The sequence below is a fragment of the Curvibacter sp. GW821-FHT01G03 genome, from assembly GCF_059422285.1.
On sequence record NZ_JBWKWP010000015.1, the window covers coordinates 19161 to 44221 of the forward strand.

27 protein-coding genes and 1 tRNA gene are annotated in these 25061 nt (G+C 62.0%); 7 read left to right on the forward strand and 21 right to left on the reverse strand.

Features of this window, described 5'->3' with window-relative positions:
* Positions 1–10: 10 nt before the first annotated feature.
* From nuoK to pnp, 16 genes are all read right to left on the reverse strand, one after another.
* Complete coding sequence (gene nuoK / locus AC07VS_RS20715; protein WP_019577566.1) at positions 11–319, reverse strand: NADH-quinone oxidoreductase subunit NuoK; 309 nt, start codon at positions 317–319, stop codon at positions 11–13.
* Complete coding sequence (locus AC07VS_RS20720) at positions 316–972, reverse strand: NADH-quinone oxidoreductase subunit J (protein ID WP_492348104.1); 657 nt, start codon at positions 970–972, stop codon at positions 316–318. The genes nuoK and AC07VS_RS20720 overlap by 4 nt, the downstream gene beginning before the upstream one ends.
* A 37-nt stretch (positions 973–1009) precedes the next feature.
* A complete protein-coding gene (gene nuoI, locus AC07VS_RS20725; protein ID WP_027477194.1) occupies positions 1010–1519 on the reverse strand; it encodes an NADH-quinone oxidoreductase subunit NuoI in 510 nt (169 codons plus the stop codon).
* A 12-nt stretch (positions 1520–1531) separates the two neighbouring features.
* The gene (gene nuoH, locus AC07VS_RS20730) at positions 1532–2614 is read right to left on the reverse strand and encodes an NADH-quinone oxidoreductase subunit NuoH (protein WP_492348103.1); all 1083 of its coding nucleotides are present in this window, start codon (positions 2612–2614) and stop codon (positions 1532–1534) included.
* On the reverse strand, positions 2611–4740 hold the full coding sequence (gene nuoG, locus AC07VS_RS20735) for an NADH-quinone oxidoreductase subunit NuoG (protein WP_494751837.1): 2130 nt from the start codon (positions 4738–4740) through the stop codon (positions 2611–2613). Before nuoG ends, nuoH begins: the two co-directional genes overlap by 4 nt.
* Positions 4741–4754: 14 nt before the next feature.
* Positions 4755–6110 carry an NADH-quinone oxidoreductase subunit NuoF gene (gene nuoF, locus AC07VS_RS20740; protein WP_494658191.1) on the reverse strand — a complete coding sequence of 452 codons (1356 nt, stop codon included), beginning with the start codon at positions 6108–6110 and terminating at the stop codon, positions 4755–4757.
* Positions 6110–6598 carry an NADH-quinone oxidoreductase subunit NuoE gene (nuoE, locus tag AC07VS_RS20745; protein ID WP_492348100.1) on the reverse strand — a complete coding sequence of 163 codons (489 nt, stop codon included), beginning with the start codon at positions 6596–6598 and terminating at the stop codon, positions 6110–6112. The genes nuoF and nuoE overlap by 1 nt, the downstream gene beginning before the upstream one ends.
* Positions 6595–7848 (reverse strand): NADH-quinone oxidoreductase subunit D, encoded by a 1254-nt coding sequence (locus AC07VS_RS20750; protein WP_492348099.1) that lies wholly within the window; start codon positions 7846–7848, stop codon positions 6595–6597. Before AC07VS_RS20750 ends, nuoE begins: the two co-directional genes overlap by 4 nt.
* Positions 7849–7873: 25 nt before the next feature.
* Entirely contained in the window at positions 7874–8482 is a 609-nt protein-coding gene (locus tag AC07VS_RS20755) for an NADH-quinone oxidoreductase subunit C (protein ID WP_494751838.1), read from the reverse strand.
* Positions 8483–8491: 9 nt separating this feature from the next.
* Positions 8492–8971: a NuoB/complex I 20 kDa subunit family protein gene (locus tag AC07VS_RS20760; protein ID WP_019577575.1), complete on the reverse strand. Its 480-nt coding sequence runs from the start codon at positions 8969–8971 to the stop codon at positions 8492–8494.
* A gap of 27 nt (positions 8972–8998) precedes the next feature.
* Entirely contained in the window at positions 8999–9358 is a 360-nt protein-coding gene (locus AC07VS_RS20765; RefSeq protein WP_019577576.1) for an NADH-quinone oxidoreductase subunit A, read from the reverse strand.
* A gap of 55 nt (positions 9359–9413) precedes the next feature.
* Positions 9414–9498: transfer RNA gene (locus AC07VS_RS20770), tRNA-Leu, on the reverse strand.
* A 115-nt stretch (positions 9499–9613) separates the two neighbouring features.
* The gene (gene secG, locus AC07VS_RS20775; RefSeq protein ID WP_492348097.1) at positions 9614–9976 is read right to left on the reverse strand and encodes a preprotein translocase subunit SecG; all 363 of its coding nucleotides are present in this window, start codon (positions 9974–9976) and stop codon (positions 9614–9616) included.
* 19 nt (positions 9977–9995) lie between these two features.
* On the reverse strand, positions 9996–10745 hold the full coding sequence (gene tpiA, locus AC07VS_RS20780) for a triose-phosphate isomerase (RefSeq protein WP_492348096.1): 750 nt from the start codon (positions 10743–10745) through the stop codon (positions 9996–9998).
* Between the two features lie 4 nt (positions 10746–10749).
* On the reverse strand, positions 10750–11736 hold the full coding sequence (locus AC07VS_RS20785) for an NAD(P)H-quinone oxidoreductase (protein ID WP_494658193.1): 987 nt from the start codon (positions 11734–11736) through the stop codon (positions 10750–10752).
* Positions 11737–11796: 60 nt separating this feature from the next.
* Positions 11797–13935 carry a polyribonucleotide nucleotidyltransferase gene (gene pnp / locus AC07VS_RS20790; protein WP_494751839.1) on the reverse strand — a complete coding sequence of 713 codons (2139 nt, stop codon included), beginning with the start codon at positions 13933–13935 and terminating at the stop codon, positions 11797–11799.
* Here pnp and AC07VS_RS20795 point away from each other — a divergent pair.
* Positions 13934–14128 carry a hypothetical protein gene (locus AC07VS_RS20795; protein ID WP_492348093.1) on the forward strand — a complete coding sequence of 65 codons (195 nt, stop codon included), beginning with the start codon at positions 13934–13936 and terminating at the stop codon, positions 14126–14128. The genes pnp and AC07VS_RS20795 overlap by 2 nt on opposite strands.
* Before the next feature lie 41 nt (positions 14129–14169).
* Here AC07VS_RS20795 and rpsO read toward each other — a convergent pair whose 3' ends face one another.
* A complete protein-coding gene (gene rpsO, locus AC07VS_RS20800) occupies positions 14170–14436 on the reverse strand; it encodes a 30S ribosomal protein S15 (protein ID WP_019577581.1) in 267 nt (88 codons plus the stop codon).
* An 83-nt stretch (positions 14437–14519) separates the two neighbouring features.
* The gene (locus AC07VS_RS20805) at positions 14520–15689 is read right to left on the reverse strand and encodes a pyridoxal phosphate-dependent aminotransferase (protein ID WP_494751840.1); all 1170 of its coding nucleotides are present in this window, start codon (positions 15687–15689) and stop codon (positions 14520–14522) included.
* A 95-nt stretch (positions 15690–15784) separates the two neighbouring features.
* Between AC07VS_RS20805 and AC07VS_RS20810 the strand changes: the two genes are divergently transcribed.
* Positions 15785–16024 (forward strand): hypothetical protein, encoded by a 240-nt coding sequence (locus AC07VS_RS20810; RefSeq protein ID WP_492348091.1) that lies wholly within the window; start codon positions 15785–15787, stop codon positions 16022–16024.
* A 9-nt stretch (positions 16025–16033) separates the two neighbouring features.
* On the opposite strand, the gene AC07VS_RS20815 is transcribed toward AC07VS_RS20810, so the two are convergent.
* Positions 16034–17323, reverse strand: a complete 1290-nt coding sequence (locus AC07VS_RS20815; protein WP_492348090.1) for a branched-chain amino acid ABC transporter substrate-binding protein — start codon at positions 17321–17323, stop codon at positions 16034–16036.
* 92 nt (positions 17324–17415) lie between these two features.
* Between AC07VS_RS20815 and AC07VS_RS20820 the strand changes: the two genes are divergently transcribed.
* The gene (locus AC07VS_RS20820; RefSeq protein WP_492348089.1) at positions 17416–17811 is read left to right on the forward strand and encodes an Hsp20/alpha crystallin family protein; all 396 of its coding nucleotides are present in this window, start codon (positions 17416–17418) and stop codon (positions 17809–17811) included.
* A gap of 284 nt (positions 17812–18095) precedes the next feature.
* On the opposite strand, the gene AC07VS_RS20825 is transcribed toward AC07VS_RS20820, so the two are convergent.
* Together AC07VS_RS20825 and tsaD are read right to left on the reverse strand one after the other, a co-directional pair.
* Positions 18096–18758 carry a helix-turn-helix domain-containing protein gene (locus AC07VS_RS20825; protein WP_494751841.1) on the reverse strand — a complete coding sequence of 221 codons (663 nt, stop codon included), beginning with the start codon at positions 18756–18758 and terminating at the stop codon, positions 18096–18098.
* A 105-nt stretch (positions 18759–18863) separates the two neighbouring features.
* Positions 18864–19955, reverse strand: a complete 1092-nt coding sequence (gene tsaD, locus AC07VS_RS20830; protein WP_494658199.1) for a tRNA (adenosine(37)-N6)-threonylcarbamoyltransferase complex transferase subunit TsaD — start codon at positions 19953–19955, stop codon at positions 18864–18866.
* A gap of 454 nt (positions 19956–20409) precedes the next feature.
* Between tsaD and AC07VS_RS20835 the strand changes: the two genes are divergently transcribed.
* From AC07VS_RS20835 to AC07VS_RS20850, 4 genes are all read left to right on the forward strand, one after another.
* Positions 20410–21654 carry a CmpA/NrtA family ABC transporter substrate-binding protein gene (locus tag AC07VS_RS20835; RefSeq protein ID WP_494751842.1) on the forward strand — a complete coding sequence of 415 codons (1245 nt, stop codon included), beginning with the start codon at positions 20410–20412 and terminating at the stop codon, positions 21652–21654.
* Between the two features lie 38 nt (positions 21655–21692).
* Entirely contained in the window at positions 21693–22610 is a 918-nt protein-coding gene (ntrB, locus tag AC07VS_RS20840; protein ID WP_492348085.1) for a nitrate ABC transporter permease, read from the forward strand.
* Positions 22611–22636: 26 nt separating this feature from the next.
* Positions 22637–23443, forward strand: coding sequence for an ABC transporter ATP-binding protein (locus AC07VS_RS20845; protein ID WP_494658201.1), 807 nt, complete (start codon positions 22637–22639; stop codon positions 23441–23443).
* Positions 23444–23807: 364 nt separating this feature from the next.
* On the forward strand, positions 23808–25019 hold the full coding sequence (locus AC07VS_RS20850) for an MFS transporter (RefSeq protein ID WP_492348083.1): 1212 nt from the start codon (positions 23808–23810) through the stop codon (positions 25017–25019).
* The last annotated feature ends 42 nt before the right edge of the window (positions 25020–25061 follow it).

The following is a 25061-nucleotide window of genomic DNA, read 5'->3' on the forward strand; positions in this document are numbered from 1 at the left end:
GATTCTCTGGTTAGCCTTTGAGCGTGTTGAGTTCATCGACATTGATGCTGTTCTTGTTACGGAACAGGAGCACCAGGATCGCCAGACCGATGGCGGACTCAGCGGCCGCCACGGTCAGGATGAAGAACACGAACACCTGACCGTGCACATCGCCCAGGAAATGGGAGAAAGCGACGAAGTTCATGTTGACGGCCAGCAGCATCAACTCGATGGCCATGAGCAGAACGATCAAGTTCTTGCGATTCAGAAAAATCCCGATCACCGACAGCGCAAACAGCACAGCACCGATCGAAAGAAAATGTCCAAGAGTCAATGTCATTTGGCTTTCTCCGGTTCAGCGGCGGGGGTCGGCTCAGCCTTGCGGGTCACAGCCACCTTCACCAGTTGCATGCGATCACGGGCCTTGACACGCACCTGTTCGGAGGCATCGACGAACTTGCTGTCCTTGCGCTGGCGCAGGGTCAAGGCAATCGCCGTGATCATCGCGACCAGCAGGATCACGGCTGCAATTTCGATCGGGTAGACGTATTGCGTGTAAAGCAGCTTGCCGACTTCCTGGGCGTTGGAGTACTGAACGCCCTTGGCAGCGGCTTCCGCCATGGCGGCCGTCGCAGGCTCTTCGGTCAGGCGGAACCCACCCAGCAGCACACCGGCCATTTCCAGAGCGACGACAGCACCCATCAAGGCGGCCAGCGGGAAATGCTTCCAGAATCCCTTGCGCATGCTGTCGATATCGATATCGAGCATCATCACAACGAACAGGAAAAGCACCATCACGGCACCGAGGTAGACCAGCACCAGGGCGATGGCCAGAAATTCGGCCTTGAGCAGCAGCCAGATGGCCGAGGCCTGAGAGAAGGCCAGCATGAGGTAGAGGACAGCGTGCACAGGGTTGCGCGCTGTGATCACTCGGAAGGCTGCAAAAAGCAGCACCACCGAGAAGAGATAGAAGAAACCAGTCTTGGCGTCCATGAATCAGATCTTTTCAGGGTTCAGGCGAGGAAGCTGATCAACGGTATTTCGCGTCTGCCGCCTTGGCAGCCGCAATATCGCTCTCGTAACGGTCGCCCACCGCCAACAGCATGTCTTTGGTGAAGTACAGGTCACCCCGCTTTTCACCGTGGTACTCAAAAATATGCGTTTCCACGATCGAATCCACCGGGCAACTCTCTTCGCAAAAACCGCAGAAGATGCATTTGGTCAGATCGATGTCGTAGCGGGTGGTGCGACGGGAACCGTCGGCACGAACGTCCGATTCGATGGTGATGGCCATGGCCGGGCAGACCGCTTCGCACAGCTTGCAGGCGATGCAACGCTCTTCGCCGTTGTCGTAACGGCGCAAGGCGTGCAGGCCACGGAAGCGGGGCGAGAGAGGGGTCTTTTCCTCGGGAAACTGAACCGTCACCTTGCGTTTGAAGGCGTAGCGGCCCGTCATGGCCATGCCCTTGAACAACTCGAAAAGCATGAAGCTCTTCAGGAAGTCCGTGAGCGAAAAAGGGGAAGCTGCAGCGACTGTCATGTTCTTGCCCACTCAGTTCCAGATGTTCCAGGGGCTCTGCATCCAGAAACCCACCACGAGCAGCCACACCAGGGTGACCGGGATGAAGATCTTCCAGCCCAGACGCATGATCTGGTCATAGCGGAAGCGCGGGAAAGTAGCGCGGATCCAGATGAACATGGACACCACGATGAAAGTCTTGGCACCCAGCCAGATCCAGCCCGGCACGGCGTTGAAAATGGCGTGGTCGATCGGCGACAGCCAACCACCCAGGAACATCAGCACGGCCAGAATGGACACCAGCCACATGCTGGCGTACTCGGCCAGGAAGAAGATGGCAAAGCCCATGCCCGAGTATTCAACCATGTGACCGGCCACAATTTCAGCTTCGCCTTCCACCACGTCGAACGGGTGACGATTGGTTTCTGCCACGCCCGAGATCAGGTAGACCATGAAGATGGGCAGCAACGGCAGCCAGTTCCAGGACAGGAAGTTCAGCCCCAGGCCAGCGGCCATGCCCTTGGCCTGCCCTGCCACGATGACGGACAGGTTCATGCTGCCGCTCACCATCAGAACCACCAGGAAACAGAAACCCATGGCAATTTCGTAGCTCACCATCTGGGCCGAGGCACGCAGCGCCCCCAGGAAGGCGTACTTCGAGTTCGAAGCCCAGCCGGCGATGATCACGCCATAGACCTCGATCGAGGTGATGGCCATCACCAGCAACAGGCCAGCGTTCAGGTTGGTCAATGCCACCTCGGGGCCGAAGGGGATGGCCACCCAGGCAGCCAACGCCGGCATGATGGCCATGATCGGACCCAGACGGAACAGGCCATTGCTGGCGGCATCTGGGCGGATCAATTCCTTGGTCAGCAGCTTGAGCGCGTCGGCGATGGGTTGCAACAGACCGGCAGGACCCACTCGGTTGGGACCGTAGCGAACCTGGATGAAACCCAGCAACTTGCGCTCCCACAGCGTGAGGTAAGCCACGGCGCCCATCAGAGGGGCCAGCACAGCCACGATCTTGAGCAGAACCCAGATCACAGGCCAAGCGGCCGCAGTCCACCAGCTGGCGGGCAGCAAGCCCAGTCCGGCGTTGTACAGCGCGTCGATCATGCGGTCACCTCGTTCGTGGTCGACCGTGCATCGGCCGTCAATTGCAGAGACGGCGAGCGGCGCACCAGACCGTCAAGCTGGTAAATGGCAGCCGTCACCGGCACCGACTCACCGGCCACCGAGGCACGGATGGCGACGCCCGTGTCGTTGCTCAGTTGAGCACTGGCCACTTGCTGGCTGCCAGCAGGCACCAGAGCGGCACGCGCCAGAACATCTTGCGAAGATTCATCCGTAAAACCGTTCAGACCAAGCATATTGCCCAGCACCCGCAGTACCTTCCAGGCCGGACGGGTCTCACCCAAAGGCTTGACCACGGCATGGAAGCTTTGCAGACGCCCTTCAGCGTTGACAAAGCTGCCCGATGTTTCGGTGAACGGGGCGATCGGCAGCAGCACGTCGCTGATGTCGAGGTTGGTCTTGAAGGGGCTCAGCGTGACCACCATTTCGGCCTTGTTCAGACCCGAAACGGCGGCTTCACCGCCCGCCAGGTCAGCAACGGGCTCGACATTCAACAACAAGGCAGCTTTCAAGGCACCCTGAGCCATCTGCGCGGCATTGAAGCCGCCAGCCAGAGGCTGGGCCTTGACCAGTTGCGCGCCGACGGTGTTGGCAGCCTCAGTGAGGTAGCCGACAGAGGCACCGGTCTCACGGGCAATCCAGTTGGCAAGGGCCAGCAGGCTGGATGCGTTGGCATGGTGAGCCGCGGCATTGCCCAGCAGCACAGCCTTGCGATCGCCACCCAGCAAAGACTTGGCCACGGCAGCCGCAGCCGGCGTGACTTCAGCGGCCCAAGGAGCCACCAAACCCTTTTCGGCGGCCACAGCAGTCGCAATGCTGGCCAGCGTGTTCAGCCACTCGGAGGCCGGCGCCACCTGGAACTGAGCGACAGGCAGCGCCCAGTCAGCTTCGACCGAGTACAGCGCATGGACCTGAGCTCCCTTGCGGGCAGCCTGACGGATGCGTTGGGCAAACAGCGGGTGATCCTTGCGCAGGTTCGAACCAACCACCAGCACACGTTGCAGTTCGGAAAGCGAGGCAATCGAGGTGCCCAGCCAGCGAGCGCCCTCGGGCGCAGTGAACTCGGCCTGGCGCAGGCGGTAGTCGATGTTGTCGCTGCCCAAGCCACGCACGAGTTGAGCAGCCAGGAACAGCTCTTCCACCGTGCTGTGCGGGCTCACCAATGCGCCCATGCTGGACGCACCGTGGTTGGCGCCGATCTGCTTCAGACCATTGGCCACGTACTCAAGCGCGGTCTGCCAGTCAACGGTCTTCCACTCGCCGCCCTGCTTCAACATGGGCTGGGTCAAGCGATCCGGGCCATTGAGGGATTCGTAGGAGAAGCGGTCGCGATCGGCAATCCAGCATTCGTTGACAGCATCGTTCTCCAACGGAACGACGCGCAGAACCTGGTGATTCTTGACCTGAACGATCAGGTTGGCACCGGTAGAGTCATGCGGGCTCACGCTCTTGCGGCGCGACAGCTCCCAGGTCCGGGCGCTGTAACGGAAGGGCTTGCTGGTCAAGGCACCCACGGGGCAGATGTCGATCATGTTGCCGGACAGCTCGGAGTCCACCGTGTCGCCCGCAATGGTGGTGATCTCGGAATGCTCACCCCGATTGATCATGCCCAGCTCCATGACGCCGGCCACTTCCTGGCCAAAACGCACGCAACGGGTGCAATGGATGCAGCGGCTCATCTCTTCCATCGAGATCAGCGGGCCAACATCCTTGTGGAAGACCACGCGCTTTTCTTCCTCGTAGCGAGAGGAAGAACCGCCATAGCCCACGGCCAGATCCTGCAACTGGCACTCGCCGCCCTGATCGCAGATCGGGCAATCCAGCGGGTGGTTGATCAACAGGAATTCCATCACCGATTGCTGGGCCTTGATGGCCTTGTCGCTCTTGGTGCGGACGATCATGCCCTGCGTCACCGGGGTGGCGCAGGCAGGCATGGGCTTGGGAGCTTTTTCAACATCCACCAGGCACATGCGGCAGTTGGCCGCAATGCTCAGCTTCTTGTGGTAGCAAAAGTGCGGAATGTAGGTGCCAGCCTTTTCAGCTGCATGCATGACCATGCTGCCTTCATTGACCTCTACCTTTTGACCGTCGAGTTCGATTTCAACCATATGTACTCTCGCGATCAAGCGTGCGCAGTCTTTGACGACTTGGCTTGCTCAATCAATGCCTGGAATTCGGGCTTGAAGTGCTTCAGCATGGCCCGCACGGGCATGGCGGCGGCGTCACCCAAAGCGCAAATCGTGCGCCCCTGAATGTTGTCAGCCACCGAGTTCAGCAATTCGAGATCACCATCGCGACCCTGACCGTGCCAGATTCGGTCGATCACGCGCCACATCCAGCCCGTGCCTTCGCGGCAAGGGGTGCATTGGCCACAGGATTCATGCGAATAGAAGTAGGACAGTCGCAGCAGGCTCTCAACCATGTCGCGCGAATCATCCATCACGATCACGGCGCCGGAACCCAGCATCGAGCCAGCCTTGGCAATCGAGTCGTAATCCATGGTGCATTCCATGATGATGGAAGCGGGCAGCACGGGCGAGGAAGAACCACCAGGGATCACAGCCTTCAGCTGGCGGCCCTTGCGAACGCCACCGGCCAACTCAAGCAGCTTGGAGAACGGCGTGCCCAGCGGAATCTCGTAATTGCCGGGGCGCTCGACGTCGCCGCTGACCGAGAAGATCTTGGTGCCACCGTTGTTGGGCTTGCCGCATTCCAGGTAGGCCGCACCACCATTGCGAATGATCCAGGGCACCGCAGCAAAGGTCTCGGTGTTGTTGATCGTGGTGGGCTTGCCATACAGACCGAAGCTGGCCGGGAATGGCGGCTTGAAGCGAGGCTGCCCTTTCTTGCCTTCGAGTGACTCGAGCAAGGCGGTTTCTTCGCCACAGATGTAAGCGCCAAAGCCGTGAGCCGCATGCAGCTGGAAGCTGAATGCACTGCCCATGATGTTATTGCCGAGGTAACCCGCAGCACGCGCTTCTTCGAGGGCTTCCTCAAAGCGTTCGTAGGTCTGGAAAATCTCGCCGTGAATGTAGTTGTAACCCACCGAGATGCCCATGGCATAAGCGGCAATGATCATGCCTTCAATCACGATGTGCGGATTGAATTGCAGGATGTCACGGTCTTTGCACGTGCCCGGCTCGCCTTCGTCCGAATTGCAGACGAGGTACTTCTGGCCCGGGAACTGACGCGGCATGAAGCTCCACTTCAGGCCTGTCGGGAAACCCGCACCACCGCGACCGCGCAAGCCGGATTCCTTGACCGTGGCAATCACCTGGTCCTGGGTCAGGCCTTCGCCGCCGTCCTGCGCCAGGATCTTGCGCAGAGCCTGGTAGCCGCCGCGGGCTTCGTAGTCCTTGATGCTCCAGTTGCTGCCGTTCAGGCCAGCGTAGATCTGCGGCCCGATGTGACGGTCATGGAAGCAGGTCTCAACACCGGAAGCCTGAAACTGGGAAAGAATGCTTTGAGCGGAGGTCATCACTTCACCTCGGCAGCGCGCAGGCCGTCCACCAGTTGATCGAGCTTGTCGTTGCTCATGAAACTGCACATGGTGCGATCATTCACCAGCATCACCGGCGAATCGGCGCAAGCGCCCAGGCATTCGCATTGCTGAAGCGTGAACAACCCGTCCGGCGTGGTTTCACCCATCGCGATGCCCAGCTTTTGCTCCAGATGGTGCAAAGCCTTGTAACCATCACGCAGTTGGCACGGCAGATTGGTACAAACATTGAGCTTGTACTTGCCCACAGGCTGCTGGTTGTACATGTTGTAGAAGGTGGTGACTTCGTGCACCGCGATCACGGGCATCCCCAGCACCTCAGCGATGACTTTTTCGCTGTCTTCACTCACGTAGCCCTGCTCTTGCTGAGCAATCGACAGGCAGGCCATGACGGCCGACTGCTTTTGATCAGCGGGATACTTGGCAACTTCACGGGCAAAACGAGCCCTGGTCGAATCAGAGATCATCGATCAATCTCTCCAAACACAATGTCCATGGTGCCAATGATGGCCACCGCATCCGCCAGCATGTGGCCGCGGGCCATTTCGTCCAGGGTTGCCAGATGGGCAAAACCCGGGGCGCGGATCTTGAGTCGATAGGGCTTGTTGGCACCATCGCTCACCAGATAAATACCGAATTCACCCTTGGGGTGCTCGACGGCAGCGTAGGCTTCGCCTTCGGGCACGTGGAAGCCTTCGGTGAAGAGCTTGAAGTGGTGGATCAACTCTTCCATGCTCGACTTCATGGCTTCACGGGCCGGCGGTGCCACCTTGTGGTTGTCCGTGATCACCGGGCCAGGGTTGGCACGCAGCCAATCCACACATTGCTTGATGATCTTGTTGGACTCGCGCATTTCAGCGACACGCACAAGATACCGGTCGTAGCTGTCGCCGGTCTTACCCACCGGGATGTCGAAGTCGACACGGTCATAGACATCGTAAGGCTGGGTCTTGCGCAGATCCCAGGCAAAGCCCGAGCCACGCAGCATCGGGCCCGTCATGCCGAGATTCAAGGCACGTTCGGGCTCGACGACACCGATACCGACGGTACGCTGCTTCCAGATGCGGTTTTCGGTCAGCAGGTTTTCATATTCGTCCACGCACTTCGGAAAACGACGCGTGAAATCTTCAATGAAGTCGAGCATCGAACCCTGGCGGTTCTGATTGAGCTCGGCCAAGGCCTTGGCGTTCTTGATCTTGCTGACCTTGTACTGCGGCATGGAGTCCGGCAGATCGCGGTAAACACCGCCCGGACGAAAGTACGCCGCATGCATGCGTGCGCCCGACACGGCTTCATACATGTCAAACAGATCTTCACGCTCGCGGAAGGTGTAGATCAGGATCGTCGAGCTACCGATGTCGTTGCCGTGCGAACCCAGCCACATCAGGTGATTCAGCAGGCGGGTGATCTCCGAGAACATCACACGGATGTACTGAGCGCGAACAGGCACTTCCAGACCCAGCAGCTTTTCAATGGCCAGGCAGTAAGCGTGCTCATTGCTCATCATCGACACGTAATCCAGCCGGTCCATGTAGGGCAACGACTGGATGAAGGTCTTGTGCTCTGCCAGCTTTTCAGTGGCACGGTGCAACAGACCGATGTGAGGATCAGCACGTTGGACGACTTCGCCATCCAACTCCAGCACCAGACGCAAAACGCCGTGGGCTGCCGGGTGTTGAGGCCCGAAGTTCAGAGTGTAATTTTTGATTTCAGCCATGATGCATCACACAAGGCGGAGCGCCTCAGTGCAGGCCTCCATACTTGTCTTCACGAATGATGCGGGGCGTGATCTCCCGCGGCTCGATGGTGACCGGTTCGTACACCACGCGACGACGCTCGGCGTCATAACGCATCTCGACGTGGCCCGAAATCGGGAAATCCTTGCGGAAAGGATGGCCGATGAAACCATAGTCTGTCAGGATGCGGCGCAAGTCGTTATGACCTTCAAAGACGATGCCGTACAGGTCAAAGGCCTCGCGTTCGTACCAGTTGGCAGAGTTCCAGATATCGGCGACAGAGGCCACCAGCGGCGCGTCGTCGTCCGGGCAGAACACCCGCACGCGCACGCGCTGGTTCAGGCTGACGGACAACAGGTGACTGACGACGCCATAACGCAAACCGTCCCAAGTGCCTTCGCCATAGGTGGAATAGTCCACGCCGCACAGGTCGACCAATTGCTCAAAACGGCAAGTGGGCGCATCCCGCAGAATCTGCATGGCGGCCAGGTAATCGGCCGAAGCCACCTCGATGGTGACCTCATCCAACGCAATGACAGCTGTTTTGATCTTGTCGCCCAGGGCGGCAACAATCACGTCTTTCAGGGCTTCCGCCTGGATTGCAATCTGTGTCATGGCGCTATCTCAGACCCGGGCGATCGTGTTGGTACGACGGATTTTCTGTTGCAGCTGCATGATCCCGTAGATCAGGGCCTCTGCCGTCGGGGGGCAGCCAGGCACATAGACGTCCACCGGCACAATGCGATCGCAACCGCGCACCACGGAGTAGCTGTAGTGGTAGTAGCCACCACCGTTGGCACAGGAGCCCATGGAGAGCACCCAGCGCGGCTCGCTCATCTGGTCATACACCTTGCGCAGAGCCGGTGCCATCTTGTTGCAAAGCGTACCCGCCACGATCATCAAATCGCTTTGACGCGGGCTGGCGCGAAACACCTCAGCACCGAAGCGGCCAATGTCGTAACGCGCAGCCGCTGCGTGCATCATCTCGACCGCGCAGCAGGCCAACCCGAAGGTCATGGGCCACAAGGACCCCGTCTTTGCCCAGTTCACCACCGCGTCGTAGCTGGTGGTGACAAAGCCCTCTTTCATGACACCTTCAATCATTGCATGCGTCCTTGTTGATGCTTTCGCTCATTCCCAATCCAGCGCGCCTTTTTTCCACGCGTAGATGAAGCCCACGAGCAGATCGATGAGGAACACCACCCCGGTCCAGAAGCCACCCGAGCCGGTGTCGGTCAAAGACACAGCCCAAGGGACGAGGAAGGCAATTTCGAGGTCAAAGAGAATGAAGAGAATGGCCACGAGGTAGTAACGCACGTCAAACTTCATGCGCGCGTCTTCAAACGCTTCGAAACCACACTCGTAAGGGGAATTTTTGGCCGGATCGGGCCGATTGGGGCCAAGCAGGTAGCCCAGCGCCTGAGGGATGACCCCTACGCCTAGACCAACCAGAATGAACAAGAGAACGGGGAGGTATTGATCAAGGTTCATCTGGAGGATTTCATCACCGCGACCCTTCCAGCGAGTGCTGGAAGGGTCTTTATTTTGGTGCCGTCGGCGAGACTCGAACTCGCACAGCTTTCGCCACTACCCCCTCAAGATAGCGTGTCTACCAATTTCACCACGACGGCGGGATGTTGCTGCTCGGATGGCATGAGGACCTTGCGGTTTTGGCTTTCCGAACAGACGTCAATTCTACCCGGAAAAACCCACCCCTCTGGGGTTGCCGGGCAGAAAATCAAGAGCTCACTTGGTCGGAATTGCAGCAGCACCCTTGGCCGGCTCGGCAGGAGCCGCAGGCACGGCTGCAGGAGCCGCAGGCGTCACGACCGCAGCACCTTCGAGCACGCTGCCCGAGCTGGCTGCCGGACGCAGGTTGCCAAAATAGGCCAGTGCCAGGGTGCAGACAAAAAAGACCGCCGCCAGTACGGCCGTCGTGCGCGACAGGAAGTTGGCGCTGCCACTGGCACCGAACAGACTGCCCGAACCACCGCTGCCAAAAGCCGCCCCCATGTCCGCACCCTTGCCGTGCTGAATCAGGATCAGACCGATCATGCCCAGGGCCGCCAGCATCTGTACCGCCAGGATGATGGTGGTGATGATGTTCATAAAAACTCCAGATAAAAAATCAAACAGCCAACGCAGATGCGGCAGCCACAATGGTCAGGAAATCGGGCGCCTTCAGCGACGCTCCACCGATCAGGCCGCCGTCGATATCCGGCTGGGCCAACAGCTCGGCTGCATTGGCCGCATTCATGCTGCCGCCATACAACAGCTTGACACGATCAGCACGGGGCGTGGCCGCCTGAAGCTGCGCCCGCAAAACGGCATGCACCGCCTGGGCCTGCTCAGGCGTCGCCGTCCGGCCCGTGCCAATGGCCCAGACCGGCTCATAAGCCACGACGATCTCGCTGATGCAGTGGCCATTGAGGTGGATCACCGCAGCCAACTGACGCTTGACGACCAGCTCGGTCTGCCCCGCCTCACGCTGCTCCAGGGTCTCACCAACACAGACAATGGGCACCAGGCCTGCCGCCAGCGCGCGCTGAGCCTTGCGCGCCACCAGATCGTCACTCTCGGCATGGTATTGGCGACGCTCGGAATGCCCCACGATCACGTAGTGCACCCCCAGATCGCGCAGCATGCCAGCCGACACTTCGCCCGTGTAAGCACCCGACTCATGCGCCGACAGGTCTTGAGCCCCAAGAGCCACCGGACCACGCAAGGCAGCCACCTGCGCCAGATAGGGCGCCGGCACACAAACCGCCACCTCGGCTGCTGCATCAGCCACACCGGCCGCAACAGCACGAACCAAGGCATCGTTGGCAGCCAGGCTGCCATTCATTTTCCAGTTGCCGGCAATCAGCTTCTTTTTCATGAACTCACCAGGTCAAAACAATTTTTCCGACATGCTGACCAGACTCCATCAGCGCATGCGCCTGGGCCGCCTGTTCAGCAGGGAACGTAGCAAAAATGATGGGGGCAATATCCCGACGCGCCAATGCCGGCCAGACCTGCTCCCGCAAGGAGCGGGCAATGGCCGCCTTGAACGCCACCGGACGAGGACGCAAGGTTGAACCCGTGATCGTCAAACGCTTGCGCAGCACCATGCCGGCATTGAACTCGGCCTTGACACCACCTTGCACGGCAATGATCACAATCCGACCATCCTCCGCCAGGGCCTCGACTTCTCGGGCCACATAGCTTCCGGCCACCATGTCAAGGACCACATCCACGCCCCGGCCATTCGTGAGTTCCTTGCAGACCTGCACGAAGTCCTGGGTCTTGTAGTTGATCGCATGGTCGGCCCCCAGTTTCAGGCAGGCCGCACATTTGTCGTCACTGCCAGCAGTCACGATGACCCGAGCCCCGCGGGCCTTGGCCAACTGGATGGCCGTGACCCCGATGCCACTGGTTCCACCCTGGATCAACAGGGTCTCACCCGCCTGCAAGCGGCCACGATCAAAGACATTGCTCCAGACGGTGAAAAAGGTCTCAGGCAAGGAGGCCGCCTCAACAGCAGTCCAACCTTGCGGCACCGGCAAGCACTGACCCACAGGCGCCACGCACAACTCAGCGTACCCCCCGCCGGCCACCAGTGCGCACACGGCATCGCCGATGCGCAAACCGGCCTCAGCCATGGCCACCGAATCGCCAGCCACCACCACACCTGCCACCTCCAGGCCCGGAATATCCGAAGCCCCAGGTGGCACGGGGTAGTTGCCGGTGCGCTGCAGCACATCAGGACGATTGATCCCGCTGGCCGCAACGCGGATCAACAACTCACCCTCACCCGCAACAGGCTCGGGACGTTCTGCAGGCTGCAACACCTCGGGAGCACCGTAGGTGGTGATTTCAATGGCTTTCATGAGACCTCTCACCGAAGACCACCCACCAGCCCAGCCGGCAGGCAGCCCTCTCAACCGGAATTACTGTTGCTGTTGTTGCTGCTGGGGAGCAGCTTCGCCATGCATCGGACGATCGGCCAAGGCCTTCATGGACAGCTTGACGCGGCCCTTGTCGTCGGTTTCCAGAACCTTGACACGCACGATCTGACCTTCAGACAGGAAGTCGGTGACCTTTTCAACGCGCTGGTGAGCGATCTGGCTGATGTGCAGCAGACCATCCTTGCCAGGCAGCAGGTTGATCAGGGCGCCGAAGTCCAGGATCTTGGTGACCGGGCCTTCGTAGATCTTGCCGATCTCGACCTCGGCCGTGATCTGCTCGATGCGACGCTTGGCTTCATCCGCCTTGGCGCCGTCGGTGGCAGCGATGGTGATCGTGCCATCTTCCTCGATGTTGATCTGGGTGCCGGTTTCTTCGGTCAGCGCACGGATGGTGGCGCCGCCCTTGCCGATCACGTCACGGATCTTCTCGGGGTTGATCTTCATGGTGAACAGCTTGGGAGCGAAGTTGGACACTTCAGTCTTGGCTTCACCCATCGCCTCTTGCATCTTGCCCAGGATGTGCAGACGGGCTTCCTTGGCCTGAGCCAGCGCCACCTGCATGATTTCCTTGGTGATGCCCTGGATCTTGATGTCCATCTGCAAGGCAGTGATGCCGTTGGTGGTACCGGCCACCTTGAAGTCCATGTCACCCAGGTGATCTTCATCGCCCAGGATGTCGGTCAGCACAGCAAAACGGTTGGCGTCCTTGATCAGACCCATGGCGATGCCCGCCACGTGGGCCTTCATCGGCACACCGGCGTCCATCAGCGACAGGCAGCCGCCGCAGACCGAAGCCATCGACGACGAGCCGTTCGATTCGGTGATTTCAGACACGACACGCATGGTGTACGGAAACTCTTCCTTGGTCGGCAGAACCGCCACCAGAGCACGCTTGGCCAGACGGCCATGGCCGATTTCGCGGCGCTTGGTGCTGCCCATGCGGCCCACTTCGCCGGTGGCAAAGGGAGGCATGTTGTAGTGCAGCATGAAGCGGTCTTCGTATTCGCCAGCCAGGGCGTCGATGCGCTGCGCATCGCGCTCGGTACCCAGCGTGGCCACCACCAGCGCCTGGGTTTCACCACGCGTGAACAGGGCCGAACCGTGGGTACGGGGCAGCACCGAGTTGCGGATCTCGATCGGGCGCACGGTGCGGGTGTCGCGGCCGTCGATGCGGGGCTCACCGGCCAGGATCTGACCACGCACGATGCGGGCTTCGATCTCGAACAGCAGGCCTTCGACCTTGACGCTGTCGAACTCCACGCCCTCGGCCTTCAGGCCAGCCATCACGGCGGCATAGGCTTCGCGGCAGGCTTGGGTGCGGGCTTGCTTGTTGCGGATCTGGTAGGCGGCGCGCAGGGCTTCTTCAGCCAGGGCGTTGACCTTGGCGATCAGCGGCTCGTCCTTGGCCGGAGCTTCCCATTGCCAGACCGGCTTGCCGGCTTCGCGCACCAGTTCATGGATGGCGTTGATGGCGATGGCGCCTTGTTCATGACCGAACACCACGGCACCCAGCATGATGTCTTCGGACAGCTGTTGCGCTTCGGATTCGACCATCAGCACGGCCGATTCAGTGCCGGCCACCACCAGATCCAGCTGGCTGCTCTTGCGCTGGGTCTGACCCGGGTTCAGCACGTATTCGCCGTTGATGTAACCCACGCGGGCGGCACCGATCGGGCCGTTGAAGGGGATGCCCGACACAGCCAGGGCGGCCGAGGTGCCGATCAGGGCGGCAATGTCGGCGTCGACTTCGGGGTTCAGCGACACGGTGTGGATGACCACGTGCACTTCATTGAAGAAACCTTCGGGGAACAGCGGGCGGATCGGGCGATCGATCAGGCGGCTGGTCAGGGTTTCGAGTTCGCTGGGCTTGGCTTCGCGCTTGAAGAAGCTGCCCGGGATCTTGCCGGCGGCGTAGGCCTTCTCGATGTAATCAACGGTCAGCGGGAAGAAGTCCTGACCCGGCTTGGCGCCCTTGGAAGCCACCACGGTGGCCAGCACCACGGTGTCGTCGATGTTCACCAGCACGGCGCCAGTGGCCTGGCGGGCGATTTCACCCGTCTCCAGGGTGACGGTGTGCTGACCCCATTGGAAGGTCTTGGTGACTTTGTTGAAAATGCTCATGTTCAGCTCCTGCTGCTTGGCCAACCCGAGGGCCAGCCTCATCGCCACCCACCCCGGGTGGCAAGGGACAGTTGAAAACCCGGAACACGATGCCATTCCAGAACAACCGGCAGCCTCATCGGCCGATTCTTTTGGAATGACACAGCGCGCATCCCTGCTTTCAGCTGTGGAAAAACAAAAAACAAACGCCTGAGCTAGTGAACTAACTCAGGCGTCCAGCATTCGTCGCTCGAATTACTTGCGCAGACCCAGCTTGGCGATCAGTGCGGTGTAACGGTCAGCGTCCTTGCCCTTCAGGTAGTCGAGCAGCTTGCGACGGCGGCTCACCATGCGCAGCAGACCACGGCGACCGTGGTGATCCTTGGCATGGGTCTTGAAGTGAGGGGTCAGTTCGTTGATGCGGGCGGTCAGGATGGCGACCTGAACTTCTGGGCTACCCGTGTCATTGGCGCTGCGTGCATTGGCCTTGACAACTTCGGCCTTGATTTCGGATGCGATCATTTTGGTTCCTTTGAATATTTGACTTGCGCTGACTGCCGGAAATGCGGCCAGCGTGCTGCCTTGCAAAACGCAAAGCCTTGAAATTATAGCCCGAGCCAGCGCCGCAGGCGAATCACCCCTTCGTCCAGGCGATTCAGGTCGCGCGAGGCAAAACACCAGCGCAGCCAGCCATCGGCCTCCTGGCCGAAAGCACTGCCCGGCGCCAGGCCCAATCCGGCCTCGGCCACCAGTCGCTTGGCCACCGCCAACGAATCGTCATGACCCTGCAGGCGGAAGAACGCATACATGCCCCCGCTGGCCGAAGCCACCTGCACCCCTGGCAGCGCCTGCAACTGCGGCACCAGACGATCACGGCAGGCTTTCAGGTGCGCCACCACCCGTGGGGTGATGCTGCCCCCTTCGCGCAGGGCCGCCAGGCCGGCACGCTGGGTGAACACCGATGCGCACGAGGTGTTGAACTCGATCAGTTTGCCCATCGAGGCCAGCATCGAAGGCGGCATGACCAGCCAGCCCAGGCGCCAGCCGGTCATCAGAAAGCTCTTGGAAAAGCTGTGCACCACCACCAGGCGATCCTCTGGCTCGGCCAGGTCAAGGAAGCTGGGCGCACAGCCCTTGCTCGAAGGCTCGTAATACAGGCGTTCATACACCTCGTCGGCCAGGATCCAGGTTCCGGTGCGTCGGCAATGTGCCAGGATCTGCGACTGCTCCTCGGCACTCAGGGTCCAGCCCGTGGGGTTGTTGGGCGCATTCACGATCAGCAGCCGTGTAGCCGGCGTGATCGCCGCCAGCAACTCCGGCAGATCAAGGCGCCAGGCCCCTTGCTCAGCCCCTTGCACCACCGGCTTGAGCGAGACGGTTTTCACCACACCCCCCATGATGGCGGGCTGGGCCAGCAGATTCGGCCAGACCGGGGTCACGGCCAGAACCTCGTCGCCGGGCTCCACCAAGGCCTGGATCGCCAGCATCAAGGCATTCACCCCACCCGACGTGACCGCAATGCGCTCAGGCCCCACCGGCCGGTGCAGGCCGGTGGTGTAGTCCGCCAAGGCCTGGCGCAACTCGGGCAGACCCAGGTTGTGGGCGTAAAAAGTCTCACCCTGGGCAATCGAATCGATGGCCGCCTGCCGCACGGCTTCAGGCGTGATCTCGTCACTCTCACCAAACCAGAAGGCCAACACATCGGACCGGCCCATGCCGGCATTGGCCACTTCACGGATTTTCGATTCTTCAAGCTGGAGGATGGCGGGTCGCATTCGGGGGTCCTGTAGTTGCACGTCGCAACGCGATTGAACAAGAGTCGCATGGTAGCGGAGCCGCCCGGCCCTGCCCCCTTCAATCGGAGCCCCTGATGCCCACCACCCTCACCCGCCGCCAAACCCTGCTCGGGCTGAGCGCCCTGCTCGGCAGCACCGCGCCACCCGTCTTGGCCGCATCCCGAGCCTCGGCCAAATCCCGGAAAAGCCAAGGGCGCAGCAAACCTGCTGCGCCCTCTGGCTCCGAAGAAAGCCGCGCCGACCGAGACCGTCGCCTCAGCCGCGAATGCCGGGGCCGGGCGAATGCCGGCGCCTGTCTGGGTTACGCCCAGTGAGTCGCCGGCTCAGGGGCGCTGCATGCGACAGGTGGTCGCCATCTCCGCCTTGCTGGCCGGGATCTGACGGATCACCTTGAAGCCATAACCCGAGCCTTCGACGTCAAACCGAACCCCAGGCTGCCCCTGCTTGTCCATCACGCCCACCACCAGGCCCTGCTGGAACTGATGGTCGCTGGCTCGCATCGTGCCCGACTGCCCATGCAAAGACACGCTGCTGCCCTCCAGCTTCGCGGCCACAGCCGCAGCCTCGGTCGAACCGGCCTTCTCGATGGCCTGGGCCAGGGCCTCGATCATCAGTTGCATGCGCATGTGCACATAGTCATCCGCCGGTTTGGGAAAGCGCTGCCGGAAGGCCTGGTAGAAGGCCTCGCTCTGGGCGCCCGGCACGTTGGGCAGCCAGTCCGCCACCGCCACCACCCGGCCCAGGCCGGCATCCCCGATGGCCGCCGGCGCCCCCAGCGCATTGCCGTAATAGGTGAAAAAGCGCCCCTCGTAGCCCACCTCGCGTGCAGCCTTGATCAACAAGGTCAAGTCATTGCCCCAGTTGCCAGTGATCACCGCTTGCGCACCGCTGGCCTTGATCTTGACCGCGTAAGGTGCGAAGTCTTTCACCCGCCCCATGGGATGCAGTTCTTCGCCCGCCACCTGCACATCCGGGCGTTGCTCACCCAGTTGACGACGCGCCTCCTTGAGCACGGCCTGCCCAAAGCTGTAGTCCTGCCCGATCAGGTAGACGCTCTTGACCGAGCGGTCCTCCCGGATCACCTCCATCAAGGCTGCCATGCGCATGTCGGCATGGGCATCAAAGCGGAAATGCCAGTAACTGCAACGCTCGTTGGTCAGGGTCGGATCCACGGCCGAGTAGTTCAGGAACAGCACCCGTCGTGCCGGATCCCGCTCGTTGTGCTTGTTGATGGCATCCAGCAACACCGCCGCCGTGGCCGAAGAATTGCCCTGCAGCACCACCCGGGCCCCGTCATCAATGGCCGAGCGCAAGGCCGACAAGGCCTCTTCGTTCTGGCCTTTGCTGTCGTAGCGGTCCAGTTGCAAGGGGCGCGGCCCGCCCGCAGCAGCGCTCAGGCGCACCCCACCCCGAGCATTGACGCGCTCCACCGCCCACAGGACATTGCGATAAACCGCCTCACCCGCATTGGCGAACGGACCGCTCAGACCTTCGATCAGCGCCACCCGGATCGGGCCGGACGCACCGGCTGCCTGCGCCGACACCCACGGCAAAGCCGCGACAGATAACGTCGACAAAGCCCTTTTCAAGAGGGACCTGCGCAGATATTCCATGAAGAAAAATCCTTGAAAAAAAGCCGCTGGATCGCACCTGTGATCCATGCGGCACTCAGTTCGAGAGCCGCGCAGTGTAAAGGACTTGCACCATGATCTTCGCTCCCGTGATTCGCTCCTCAGCCCACCTCAATGGCCTGCGCGCCATGGACCGCGGCCTCGAAAGATTCCTGGCCCAGACCCTGCACCAACAGGCCCAGCGCCAACGCGAAAGCACCCAGCCCCTCGAAGAATCCGAGCAAGGCTACCGACTTCAGCTGGATGCGCCCGGCCTGAGCCGCGAACAACTCCAGGTGGACATCGAAGGCAGCGTGGTGCGCATCGAAAGCACAGCCGAAGCGCCGCGCCGCTATCGCTGGGCCTTCGAACTGCCGCAAGCGCTTGACGCCGCCACCAGCACGGCCCAATTGGTCAATGGGGTGCTCACCCTTCAACTCGGCAAGAAGGCACCCCCCCCACCTCAAGGCACCCGGATCAACATCGGCTGACCTGCCCGAGCGCCCCATCCCACAAGGCCCGTCAAGGGCCTTTTTTTTCGCCGCCCGTCACTGGGCAAGCCCTGCGTCACCCGACTTTGAGCACTGTCAATTTGATCGCTTGCAGCACTACGCTCGGACACCTCGATCACCCCTGGTATTTCGAGCACTTCGGTAGCAAGAATCACCTTTTGTATCTTGAAACCGACCGATCAATCTTTGGAAAATGAAAAACCCCGCAGACCGTGAGGTGCTGCGGGGCAAAGACCGGCCTCTGCCGGTCAGGGAGGAATGGATCAGGCGGCCGTGGCAGACCGGGCTTCAGAGGCGGTCGACGGGCTCGCATCTCCCTCGTGCAGCAACTCACCCAGGAGCCTGGGCAGATCGGTGACGAGGTTGGGTTTGTAGACCAACGGAATGTCGCGCAGCGCGAAGGCATAAGGGCGGCGCTGCTCCTCGTCCAGCGAGGTGACCACCACCAACTGGCTCCGGTTCAGCTCCGGGTGGGCGCGCAGGCTGGTCAGCAGCGTCGCACCATCAATGCCTGGCAGCAACAGGTCCAGCAGCAGCACATCGGGCTGCAACTGCCCGTACATGGCCAGGCCCACGATGCCATCGTCGGCCAAATGAAGCGATACCTCGGGAAAGTGCTGCTGCATCATCAGCGACACCAGGTTCTGGTAGTGGGCCGAATCCTCGATGAACAGCACCCGACGCGGGTTGGCCGGGCTGCCACGCTGGCTGCCACGGCGGCCAGCACGGCGATTGGCCAACCAGCGGTCCACCGAGACGCGGGAAATGCGTCGGTGTCCACCGGGGGTCTTCCAGGCCTCAAGTTCGCCCCGGTCCACCATCATCTGGACCGAACGGACTGCCATGCCCAATTCACGAGCCACCTCGATCGTGGTGCAGTGCTCACCAGAGGGAGGGACGGAGGAAAAATTGTTTTCGGAGCTCATGAATCAATTCTACCGAATTTGCCGAATAAATTGTCAAGTTCAACAAAGTGATAGTTGAAAAAATTAGTTTTTCAAGACCCACTAGCACTCTGGGCTGGCCCCTACTCACGCGTCGATGGCATCCAGCGGCCAACGGGGCCGCACATCAAAGCTGTAATCGCATCCCGCCTGGGCACGACCGGCCTGCAGGCGCATGGCCGCCGCCATGGCGATCATGGCGCCGTTGTCAGTGCACAAATGGAGTTCGGGGTAATGCACCCGCACCCGGGCCACCTGGCAGGCCGCATTCAGGCGCTGGCGCAGCTCGCGGTTGGCGCCCACCCCGCCCGCCACCACCAGGCGGCGCAGACCGGTCTGGCGCAGGGCGGCCATCGACTTCTTCAGCAACACCTCAACAATGGCCGCCTGCGTGCTGGCCGCCAGGTCAGGCTTGCGCGCGGCCAGGTCATCGCCCAGTTTGCGGGCCTGGGTCAGTACGGCGGTCTTCAGCCCCGCAAACGAAAAATCGAGATCACCGCTGTGCAGCAAGGGCCTGGGCAGCTTGAACGCGGCAGGGTCGCCGGCCTCGGCCAGGCGCGACAGCGCCGGCCCGCCCGGGTAGCCCAGGCCCATGAGCTTGGCCGACTTGTCGAAGGCCTCGCCCGCGGCATCGTCAATGGTCTCGCCCAGAATCTGGTACTCCCCCACCGCATCCACCCGCATCAACTGGGTGTGACCGCCCGACACCAGCAAGGCCACAAAAGGGAACTCCGGCGGATCGGCACTCAGAAAGGGGGACAGCAGGTGGCCCTCCAGGTGGTGCACGCCCAACACAGGCCGGCCCAGCGCCGCACCAAGTGCGCAAGCCACGCCCGAACCCACCAACAAAGCCCCCGCCAGACCGGGCCCACGGGTGTAGGCCACCACATCCACCTCGGCCAGGCTGCGCCCGGCGCTCGCCAGCACCTGGGTCGCCAGCGGCAACACCCGCCGGATGTGGTCGCGGCTGGCCAATTCAGGCACCACCCCGCCATAGGCCTGATGCATCTCGATCTGGCTGTGCAGGGCATGGGCCTCCAGGCGCGGCACGCCCTGGGCACTGGCATGCACCAGGGCCACCCCTGTTTCATCACAGGAAGACTCGATGCCCAGAACCAGGCCAGGGGCCTGGCTGGGCGTGTGATGGGCAAAAGGAGCAGTGGAGGCGGTCACGGACATGGGCAGACGGTTCAACATCGGTGCCGAAGTGTAGGCCCTGGCGGCCTCGCCGGACCGACACAAAGGCCCTGCCCCCACCCACCCAGGGCCACGCAGACACCTCGGCAGGACCGATGAGACCGGGGATTGGTGCATCGCACAAAAGCAGTGCGGCGCACCGACTGGGGCCTTTGGCACGCACCAAGCCCGCACCTTGCGCACCGCCATGTGCCACTTGGCCGCCCAGCCAAGCCGGCCCAGAGGCCTAACGCCCTCTTTTTCGCCTGGCACACCCTTTGCTTAGAAGGTGCATGACCCCTCCGGGTCACACAGCGTATCAAGCCCAATGGCGGGCTTGATAGGCTGCCAGGACAAAGGCGTCCCCACCACGGCTGGCCCACAGGGCTCGGCTGCTGCGTGAGGACGCCTTTTTGCTTTGTACGTTCCGAATGACTTCAGCTTCAAGGAGTAGCCCATGACCGACCTGTTGAACACCCGCCTGAGCCGGCGCACCGTGCTGCAAACCGCTGCCGTGGCTGCCACCGGCCTGTCACCGGCACTGCGCTCGGTCGTCTATGCAGGCGGCTCCGACAAGCCAGAAAAGGAAGAAGTGAAGATCGGCTTCATCCCCCTCACCGACTGTGCCAGCGTGGTCATGGCCTCCGTGCTGGGCTTTGACAAGAAGTATGGCGTGAAGATCATCCCCAGCAAAGAAGCCAGTTGGGCCGGTGTGCGCGACAAGCTGGTCAATGGCGAACTGGATTTCGCCCACGTGCTGTACGGCCTGATCTATGGCGTGCACCTGGGCGTGGGTGGTCCGAAGAAAGACATGGCCGTCCTGATGACGCTGAACAACAATGGCCAGGCGATCACGCTGTCCAAGAAGCTGGCCGACAAGGGCGCGGTTGACGCGGCCAGCCTGGCCAAGCTGATGGCCAGCGACAAGCGCGAATACACCTTTGCCCAGACCTTCCCCACCGGCACCCATGCGATGTGGCTGTATTACTGGCTCGCCTCGGCCGGCATCAACCCGCTGCAGGACGCCAAGGTCATCACCGTGCCTCCGCCCCAGATGGTGGCCAACATGCGCGTGGGCAACATGGACGGCTTCTGCGTGGGCGAGCCCTGGGGCCACCGCGCCATCATGGACGGCATCGGCATCACCGCCGTCACCACCCAGGACATCTGGAAAGACCACCCCGAGAAGGTGCTGGGCACCACTGCCGAGTTCACCAAGAAGTACCCCAACACCTCGCGTGCCGTGATGATGGCCATCCTCGAGGCCAGCCAGTGGATCGATGCCAGCCTGCAGAACAAGCTGAAGATGGCCGAGACCATTGCCGACAAGTCCTACGTCAACACCAGTGTGGACGCCATCAACCAGCGCATCCTTGGCCGTTACCAGAACGGCCTGGGCAAGACCTGGGACGACCCCAACCACATGAAGTTTTTCAACGATGGTGCGGTCAACTTCCCCTACCTGTCCGATGGCATGTGGTTCCTGACCCAGCACAAGCGCTGGGGCCTGCTCAAGGACCACCCCGACTACCTGGCCGTGGCCAAGCAGATCAACCAGATCGACCTCTACAAACAGGCCGCCAGCGCCCTGAAGATCAACGTGCCTAAAGACCCCATGCGCAGCAGCAAGTTGATCGACGGCGTGGTCTGGGATGGCAAGGACCCCAAGAAATACGCCGAATCCTTCAAGGTTCACGCCTGAGCCTCCCCTGCGCCCCACCCACCCAACAGGAGCCCGCCATGGTCAGTGCCGTCTTCCACAACCCCGCCGAAATCCCCGCTTCGCAGGTGCCTGCCCCCAAGTCCTCTGCCGCTCAGGCCCCCGCCATGAAAAAAGCCGTCCCTGCCGCCCCGCGCCCTGCACGCCTGCCGTTTGACTGGCGCGCCTTCTGGCTGCGCGTGCTGCCACCGGTTTTTGGCCTGGGCCTGATGCTGGGCCTGTGGGCCATCGTGTCGATCACCACCGCCAGCGCCATCCCCTCGCCGGCCGACACCTTCAAGCAGGCCCTGGAGGTGTTCAGCGACCCGTTCTACAGCAAGGGCCCCAACGACCAGGGCGTGGGCTGGAACGTGCTGTTTTCCCTCAAGCGCGTGGCCATGGGCTTCGGCCTGGCCGCCCTGGTGGGCATTCCGGCCGGCTTTTTGATCGGTCGCTTTGAGTTCCTCTCGCGCATGTTCAACCCCTTGATCAGCCTGCTGCGCCCGGTGTCGCCGCTGGCCTGGCTGCCCATTGGCCTGCTGGTCTTCAAGGGCGCCAACCCGGCAGCCATCTGGACCATCTTCATCTGCTCGATCTGGCCCATGATCATCAACACCGCCGTGGGCGTGCAGCGCGTGCCGCAGGACTACATGAACGTGGCCCGCGTGCTCAAGCTGTCGGAGTGGAAGATCTTCACCAAGATCCTGTTCCCCTCGGTGCTGCCCTACATGCTGACCGGCGTGCGCCTGGCCGTGGGCACGGCCTGGCTGGTGATCGTGGCCGCTGAAATGCTGACCGGCGGCGTGGGCATCGGCTTCTGGGTCTGGGACGAGTGGAACAACCTCAACGTCAAGAACATCATCATTGCCATCTTCGTGATCGGCGGCGTGGGCCTGCTGCTGGAATACGCCCTGATCCGCATCGCCACGGCCTTCACCTTCGAAGAAGTCAAGAGCTGACCCACCCCGTCATCAAGGAACACGCCATGAACAGCGCCAAGTACATCGAGATCCAGGGTGTCGAACAGACTTTTCGCACCGCCAAAGGGGCCTTCCCTGCCCTGCGGGACATCCATCTCACCATCGCCAAAGGTGAATTCGTGGCCCTCATCGGCCACAGCGGCTGCGGCAAGTCCACCTTGCTCAACCTGATTGCCGGGCTGACCTCCCCCACCCAGGGCGCCATGCTGTGCGCCAACCGCGAAATCAAGGGCCCCGGCCCGGAGCGGGCGGTGGTGTTCCAGAACCACTCCCTGCTGCCCTGGCTCACCTGCCACGAGAACATCCACCTGGCCGTGGAGCGCGTCTTCGGCCAGCGCGAAAGCAAGGCCCAGCTCAAGGCCCGCACTGAAGCGGCCCTGGCCCTGGTCGGGCTGAGTGCGGCGGCGCAAAAGCGCCCGGGCGAAATCTCGGGTGGCATGAAACAGCGCGTGGGCATCGCCCGTGCCCTGTCCATGGAGCCCCAGGTGCTGCTGATGGACGAGCCCTTTGGCGCCCTCGATGCCCTCACCCGGGCCAAGCTGCAGGACGAGCTGCTGGACATCGTGGCCGAAACCCAGGCCACCGTGGTGATGGTGACCCACGACGTGGACGAAGCCGTGCTGCTGTCCGACAAGATCGTGATGATGACCAACGGCCCGGCCGCCACCATCGGCGAGGTCCTGAGCGTTGACCTGCCCCGCCCCCGCTCGCGTGTTGCGCTGGCTGAAAGCACTCAGTACCTGGGCTACCGCAAGGCCGTGATTGATTTCCTCTACACCCGTCAGGCCCACGTCGAAAAGACCGCCGCCTGAGCCGCGCCCCCTCCCACGGCGCCCCTCCCGGCCCTGCGCCGTCGAGGGGCGTTTTTCATAGACGGCCCCGTCCCTGGGCGGGCATGCACCAAGTCGACGGCCTCCACCCTTCAAAGCGAGGCCGCTGCACCAAACCCAGGCAAAAAGACCGAGTCCAAGCCGTTTCCAAGGCCTGTTTTGGCGGCACGGAGTTTGCTTGAATCAAGGCATCGGCCCCACAAGGCTGTCAGGGGCTGTGGCGTGACGATGCACCGCAGCCCCTCAGGACACAGGCGTCCCCACCGTTGGCTTCTTTCTCAGAAAGCCATCCGGTGCGGACGCCTTTTTTGTTTTCCGCCATGCCCTCGGGGCCGCAAAGACACCCATGTTCAATTTCCGAGAGTTCCACCGCGCAGGTCACAGCCCCACGCTCTGGTCAGCCTTCCTGTACTTTGGCTTTTCCTTTGCCATCTGGTCCATCAACGGTGCCATGGCGCCCTTCATCACCGAGGCGCTGCAACTCAGTCCCACGCAAAAGGGCCTGATGCTGTCCATCCCGATCTTTGCCGGGGCCTTCATGCGCTTTCCGCTGGGTCTGATGGCGCAGTACATCGGACGCAAAAACGCCACCCTGGTCGAAATGGGCGGCATCAGCCTGAGCATGGCCTACGGCTACTTCTTCGTGCAAAGCTTCAACGACCTGCTGGCCATGGGCGTGCTGCTGGGGGTGGCCGGCGCCAGCTTCGGCGTGGCCATGTCACTGGGCTCGGGTTCGTTCCCGCCCCGCTACAAGGGCCTGGCCATGGGCATCGTGGGTGCCGGCAACGTCGGCACGGCCTTCGCAGCGCTGCTGGCCCCGGTGCTGGCACAGAACTTCGGCTGGCAGACGGTGTATGGCATCGCCGCGCTGAGCGTGGCCATTCCGGCGGCCGTGATGGTGGTCTTTGCCAAAGAGCCGGCCGACCTGTCGCCCCACACCACGCTGCGCGAGCACCTGTCCTGCCTTTACGAAAAAGACGGCTGGGCGTTCAGCCTGATCTATGCCGTCACCTTTGGCGGTTTCGTGGGCCTGTCAGCCTTTCTGCCCAGCTATTTCTACGAACAATTCGGGGTCAGCAAAGTTCAGGCTGGCCAGCTCACCATGCTCGCTGCCTTCCTGGGCGCAGCACTGCGGGTCATGGGGGGCTGGCTGTCTGATCTTTGGGGCGGCGTGAACACCCTGACGGGGGTGCTGGTCGTCACCGCCGCCAGCCTGCTGCTGGCAGGCTTCGCCCAAGGCTCGCTGCCGGTCACGGTGCTGCTGTTTCTGGTCTGTTTCTCGGCCCTGGGCGCGGGCAATGGCGCGCTGTTCCAGCTGGTACCCCTGCGCTGGCCGCTGACCACCGCGGTGGCGGGCTCCATGATCGGCGAACTCGGCGCACTGGGCGGCGGCCTGGTGCCCAATCTGATGGGCTTCTCCAAGCAGTACACCGGCTCTTACCTGCTCGGCTTCGCCTGCTTTGCCGCCTGTGCCGTGGCGGTGCTGCTGCTGTTGCGCGTGATGCAGATCCGCTGGACCCGCACCTGGGCCGAAAAAGGCGGTCGCGCCCGCCACTGAAGTCGCCCCCAACCCAACGGACACCGTCCGTCTGGCCCGCCC

What these genes read in the sequence shown, in the direction of transcription:
- nuoI (WP_027477194.1), bottom strand. Translation starts at nt 1,519, where the DNA reads ATGACAGTCGCTGCAGCTTCCCCTTTTTCGCTCACGGACTTCCTGAAG.
- ntrB (WP_492348085.1), top strand. Translation starts at nt 21,693, where the DNA reads ATGGTCAGTGCCGTCTTCCACAACCCCGCCGAAATCCCCGCTTCGCAG.
- AC07VS_RS20785 (WP_494658193.1), bottom strand. Translation starts at nt 11,736, where the DNA reads ATGAAAGCCATTGAAATCACCACCTACGGTGCTCCCGAGGTGTTGCAG.
- tpiA (WP_492348096.1), bottom strand. Translation starts at nt 10,745, where the DNA reads ATGAAAAAGAAGCTGATTGCCGGCAACTGGAAAATGAATGGCAGCCTG.
- AC07VS_RS20795 (WP_492348093.1), top strand. Translation starts at nt 13,934, where the DNA reads ATGTTCAGCTCCTGCTGCTTGGCCAACCCGAGGGCCAGCCTCATCGCC.
- AC07VS_RS20720 (WP_492348104.1), bottom strand. Translation starts at nt 972, where the DNA reads ATGGACGCCAAGACTGGTTTCTTCTATCTCTTCTCGGTGGTGCTGCTT.
- AC07VS_RS20810 (WP_492348091.1), top strand. Translation starts at nt 15,785, where the DNA reads ATGCCCACCACCCTCACCCGCCGCCAAACCCTGCTCGGGCTGAGCGCC.
- AC07VS_RS20760 (WP_019577575.1), bottom strand. Translation starts at nt 8,971, where the DNA reads ATGATTGAAGGTGTCATGAAAGAGGGCTTTGTCACCACCAGCTACGAC.
- nuoE (WP_492348100.1), bottom strand. Translation starts at nt 6,598, where the DNA reads ATGATCTCTGATTCGACCAGGGCTCGTTTTGCCCGTGAAGTTGCCAAG.
- pnp (WP_494751839.1), bottom strand. Translation starts at nt 13,935, where the DNA reads ATGAGCATTTTCAACAAAGTCACCAAGACCTTCCAATGGGGTCAGCAC.
- AC07VS_RS20820 (WP_492348089.1), top strand. Translation starts at nt 17,416, where the DNA reads ATGATCTTCGCTCCCGTGATTCGCTCCTCAGCCCACCTCAATGGCCTG.
- tsaD (WP_494658199.1), bottom strand. Translation starts at nt 19,955, where the DNA reads ATGTCCGTGACCGCCTCCACTGCTCCTTTTGCCCATCACACGCCCAGC.
- AC07VS_RS20835 (WP_494751842.1), top strand. Translation starts at nt 20,410, where the DNA reads ATGACCGACCTGTTGAACACCCGCCTGAGCCGGCGCACCGTGCTGCAA.
- AC07VS_RS20765 (WP_019577576.1), bottom strand. Translation starts at nt 9,358, where the DNA reads ATGAACCTTGATCAATACCTCCCCGTTCTCTTGTTCATTCTGGTTGGT.
- nuoF (WP_494658191.1), bottom strand. Translation starts at nt 6,110, where the DNA reads ATGACCTCCGCTCAAAGCATTCTTTCCCAGTTTCAGGCTTCCGGTGTT.
- nuoG (WP_494751837.1), bottom strand. Translation starts at nt 4,740, where the DNA reads ATGGTTGAAATCGAACTCGACGGTCAAAAGGTAGAGGTCAATGAAGGC.
- AC07VS_RS20750 (WP_492348099.1), bottom strand. Translation starts at nt 7,848, where the DNA reads ATGGCTGAAATCAAAAATTACACTCTGAACTTCGGGCCTCAACACCCG.
- AC07VS_RS20755 (WP_494751838.1), bottom strand. Translation starts at nt 8,482, where the DNA reads ATGACACAGATTGCAATCCAGGCGGAAGCCCTGAAAGACGTGATTGTT.
- AC07VS_RS20815 (WP_492348090.1), bottom strand. Translation starts at nt 17,323, where the DNA reads ATGGAATATCTGCGCAGGTCCCTCTTGAAAAGGGCTTTGTCGACGTTA.
- nuoK (WP_019577566.1), bottom strand. Translation starts at nt 319, where the DNA reads ATGACATTGACTCTTGGACATTTTCTTTCGATCGGTGCTGTGCTGTTT.
- AC07VS_RS20850 (WP_492348083.1), top strand. Translation starts at nt 23,808, where the DNA reads ATGTTCAATTTCCGAGAGTTCCACCGCGCAGGTCACAGCCCCACGCTC.
- AC07VS_RS20805 (WP_494751840.1), bottom strand. Translation starts at nt 15,689, where the DNA reads ATGCGACCCGCCATCCTCCAGCTTGAAGAATCGAAAATCCGTGAAGTG.
- nuoH (WP_492348103.1), bottom strand. Translation starts at nt 2,614, where the DNA reads ATGATCGACGCGCTGTACAACGCCGGACTGGGCTTGCTGCCCGCCAGC.
- AC07VS_RS20845 (WP_494658201.1), top strand. Translation starts at nt 22,637, where the DNA reads ATGAACAGCGCCAAGTACATCGAGATCCAGGGTGTCGAACAGACTTTT.
- AC07VS_RS20825 (WP_494751841.1), bottom strand. Translation starts at nt 18,758, where the DNA reads ATGAGCTCCGAAAACAATTTTTCCTCCGTCCCTCCCTCTGGTGAGCAC.
- rpsO (WP_019577581.1), bottom strand. Translation starts at nt 14,436, where the DNA reads ATGATCGCATCCGAAATCAAGGCCGAAGTTGTCAAGGCCAATGCACGC.
- secG (WP_492348097.1), bottom strand. Translation starts at nt 9,976, where the DNA reads ATGAACATCATCACCACCATCATCCTGGCGGTACAGATGCTGGCGGCC.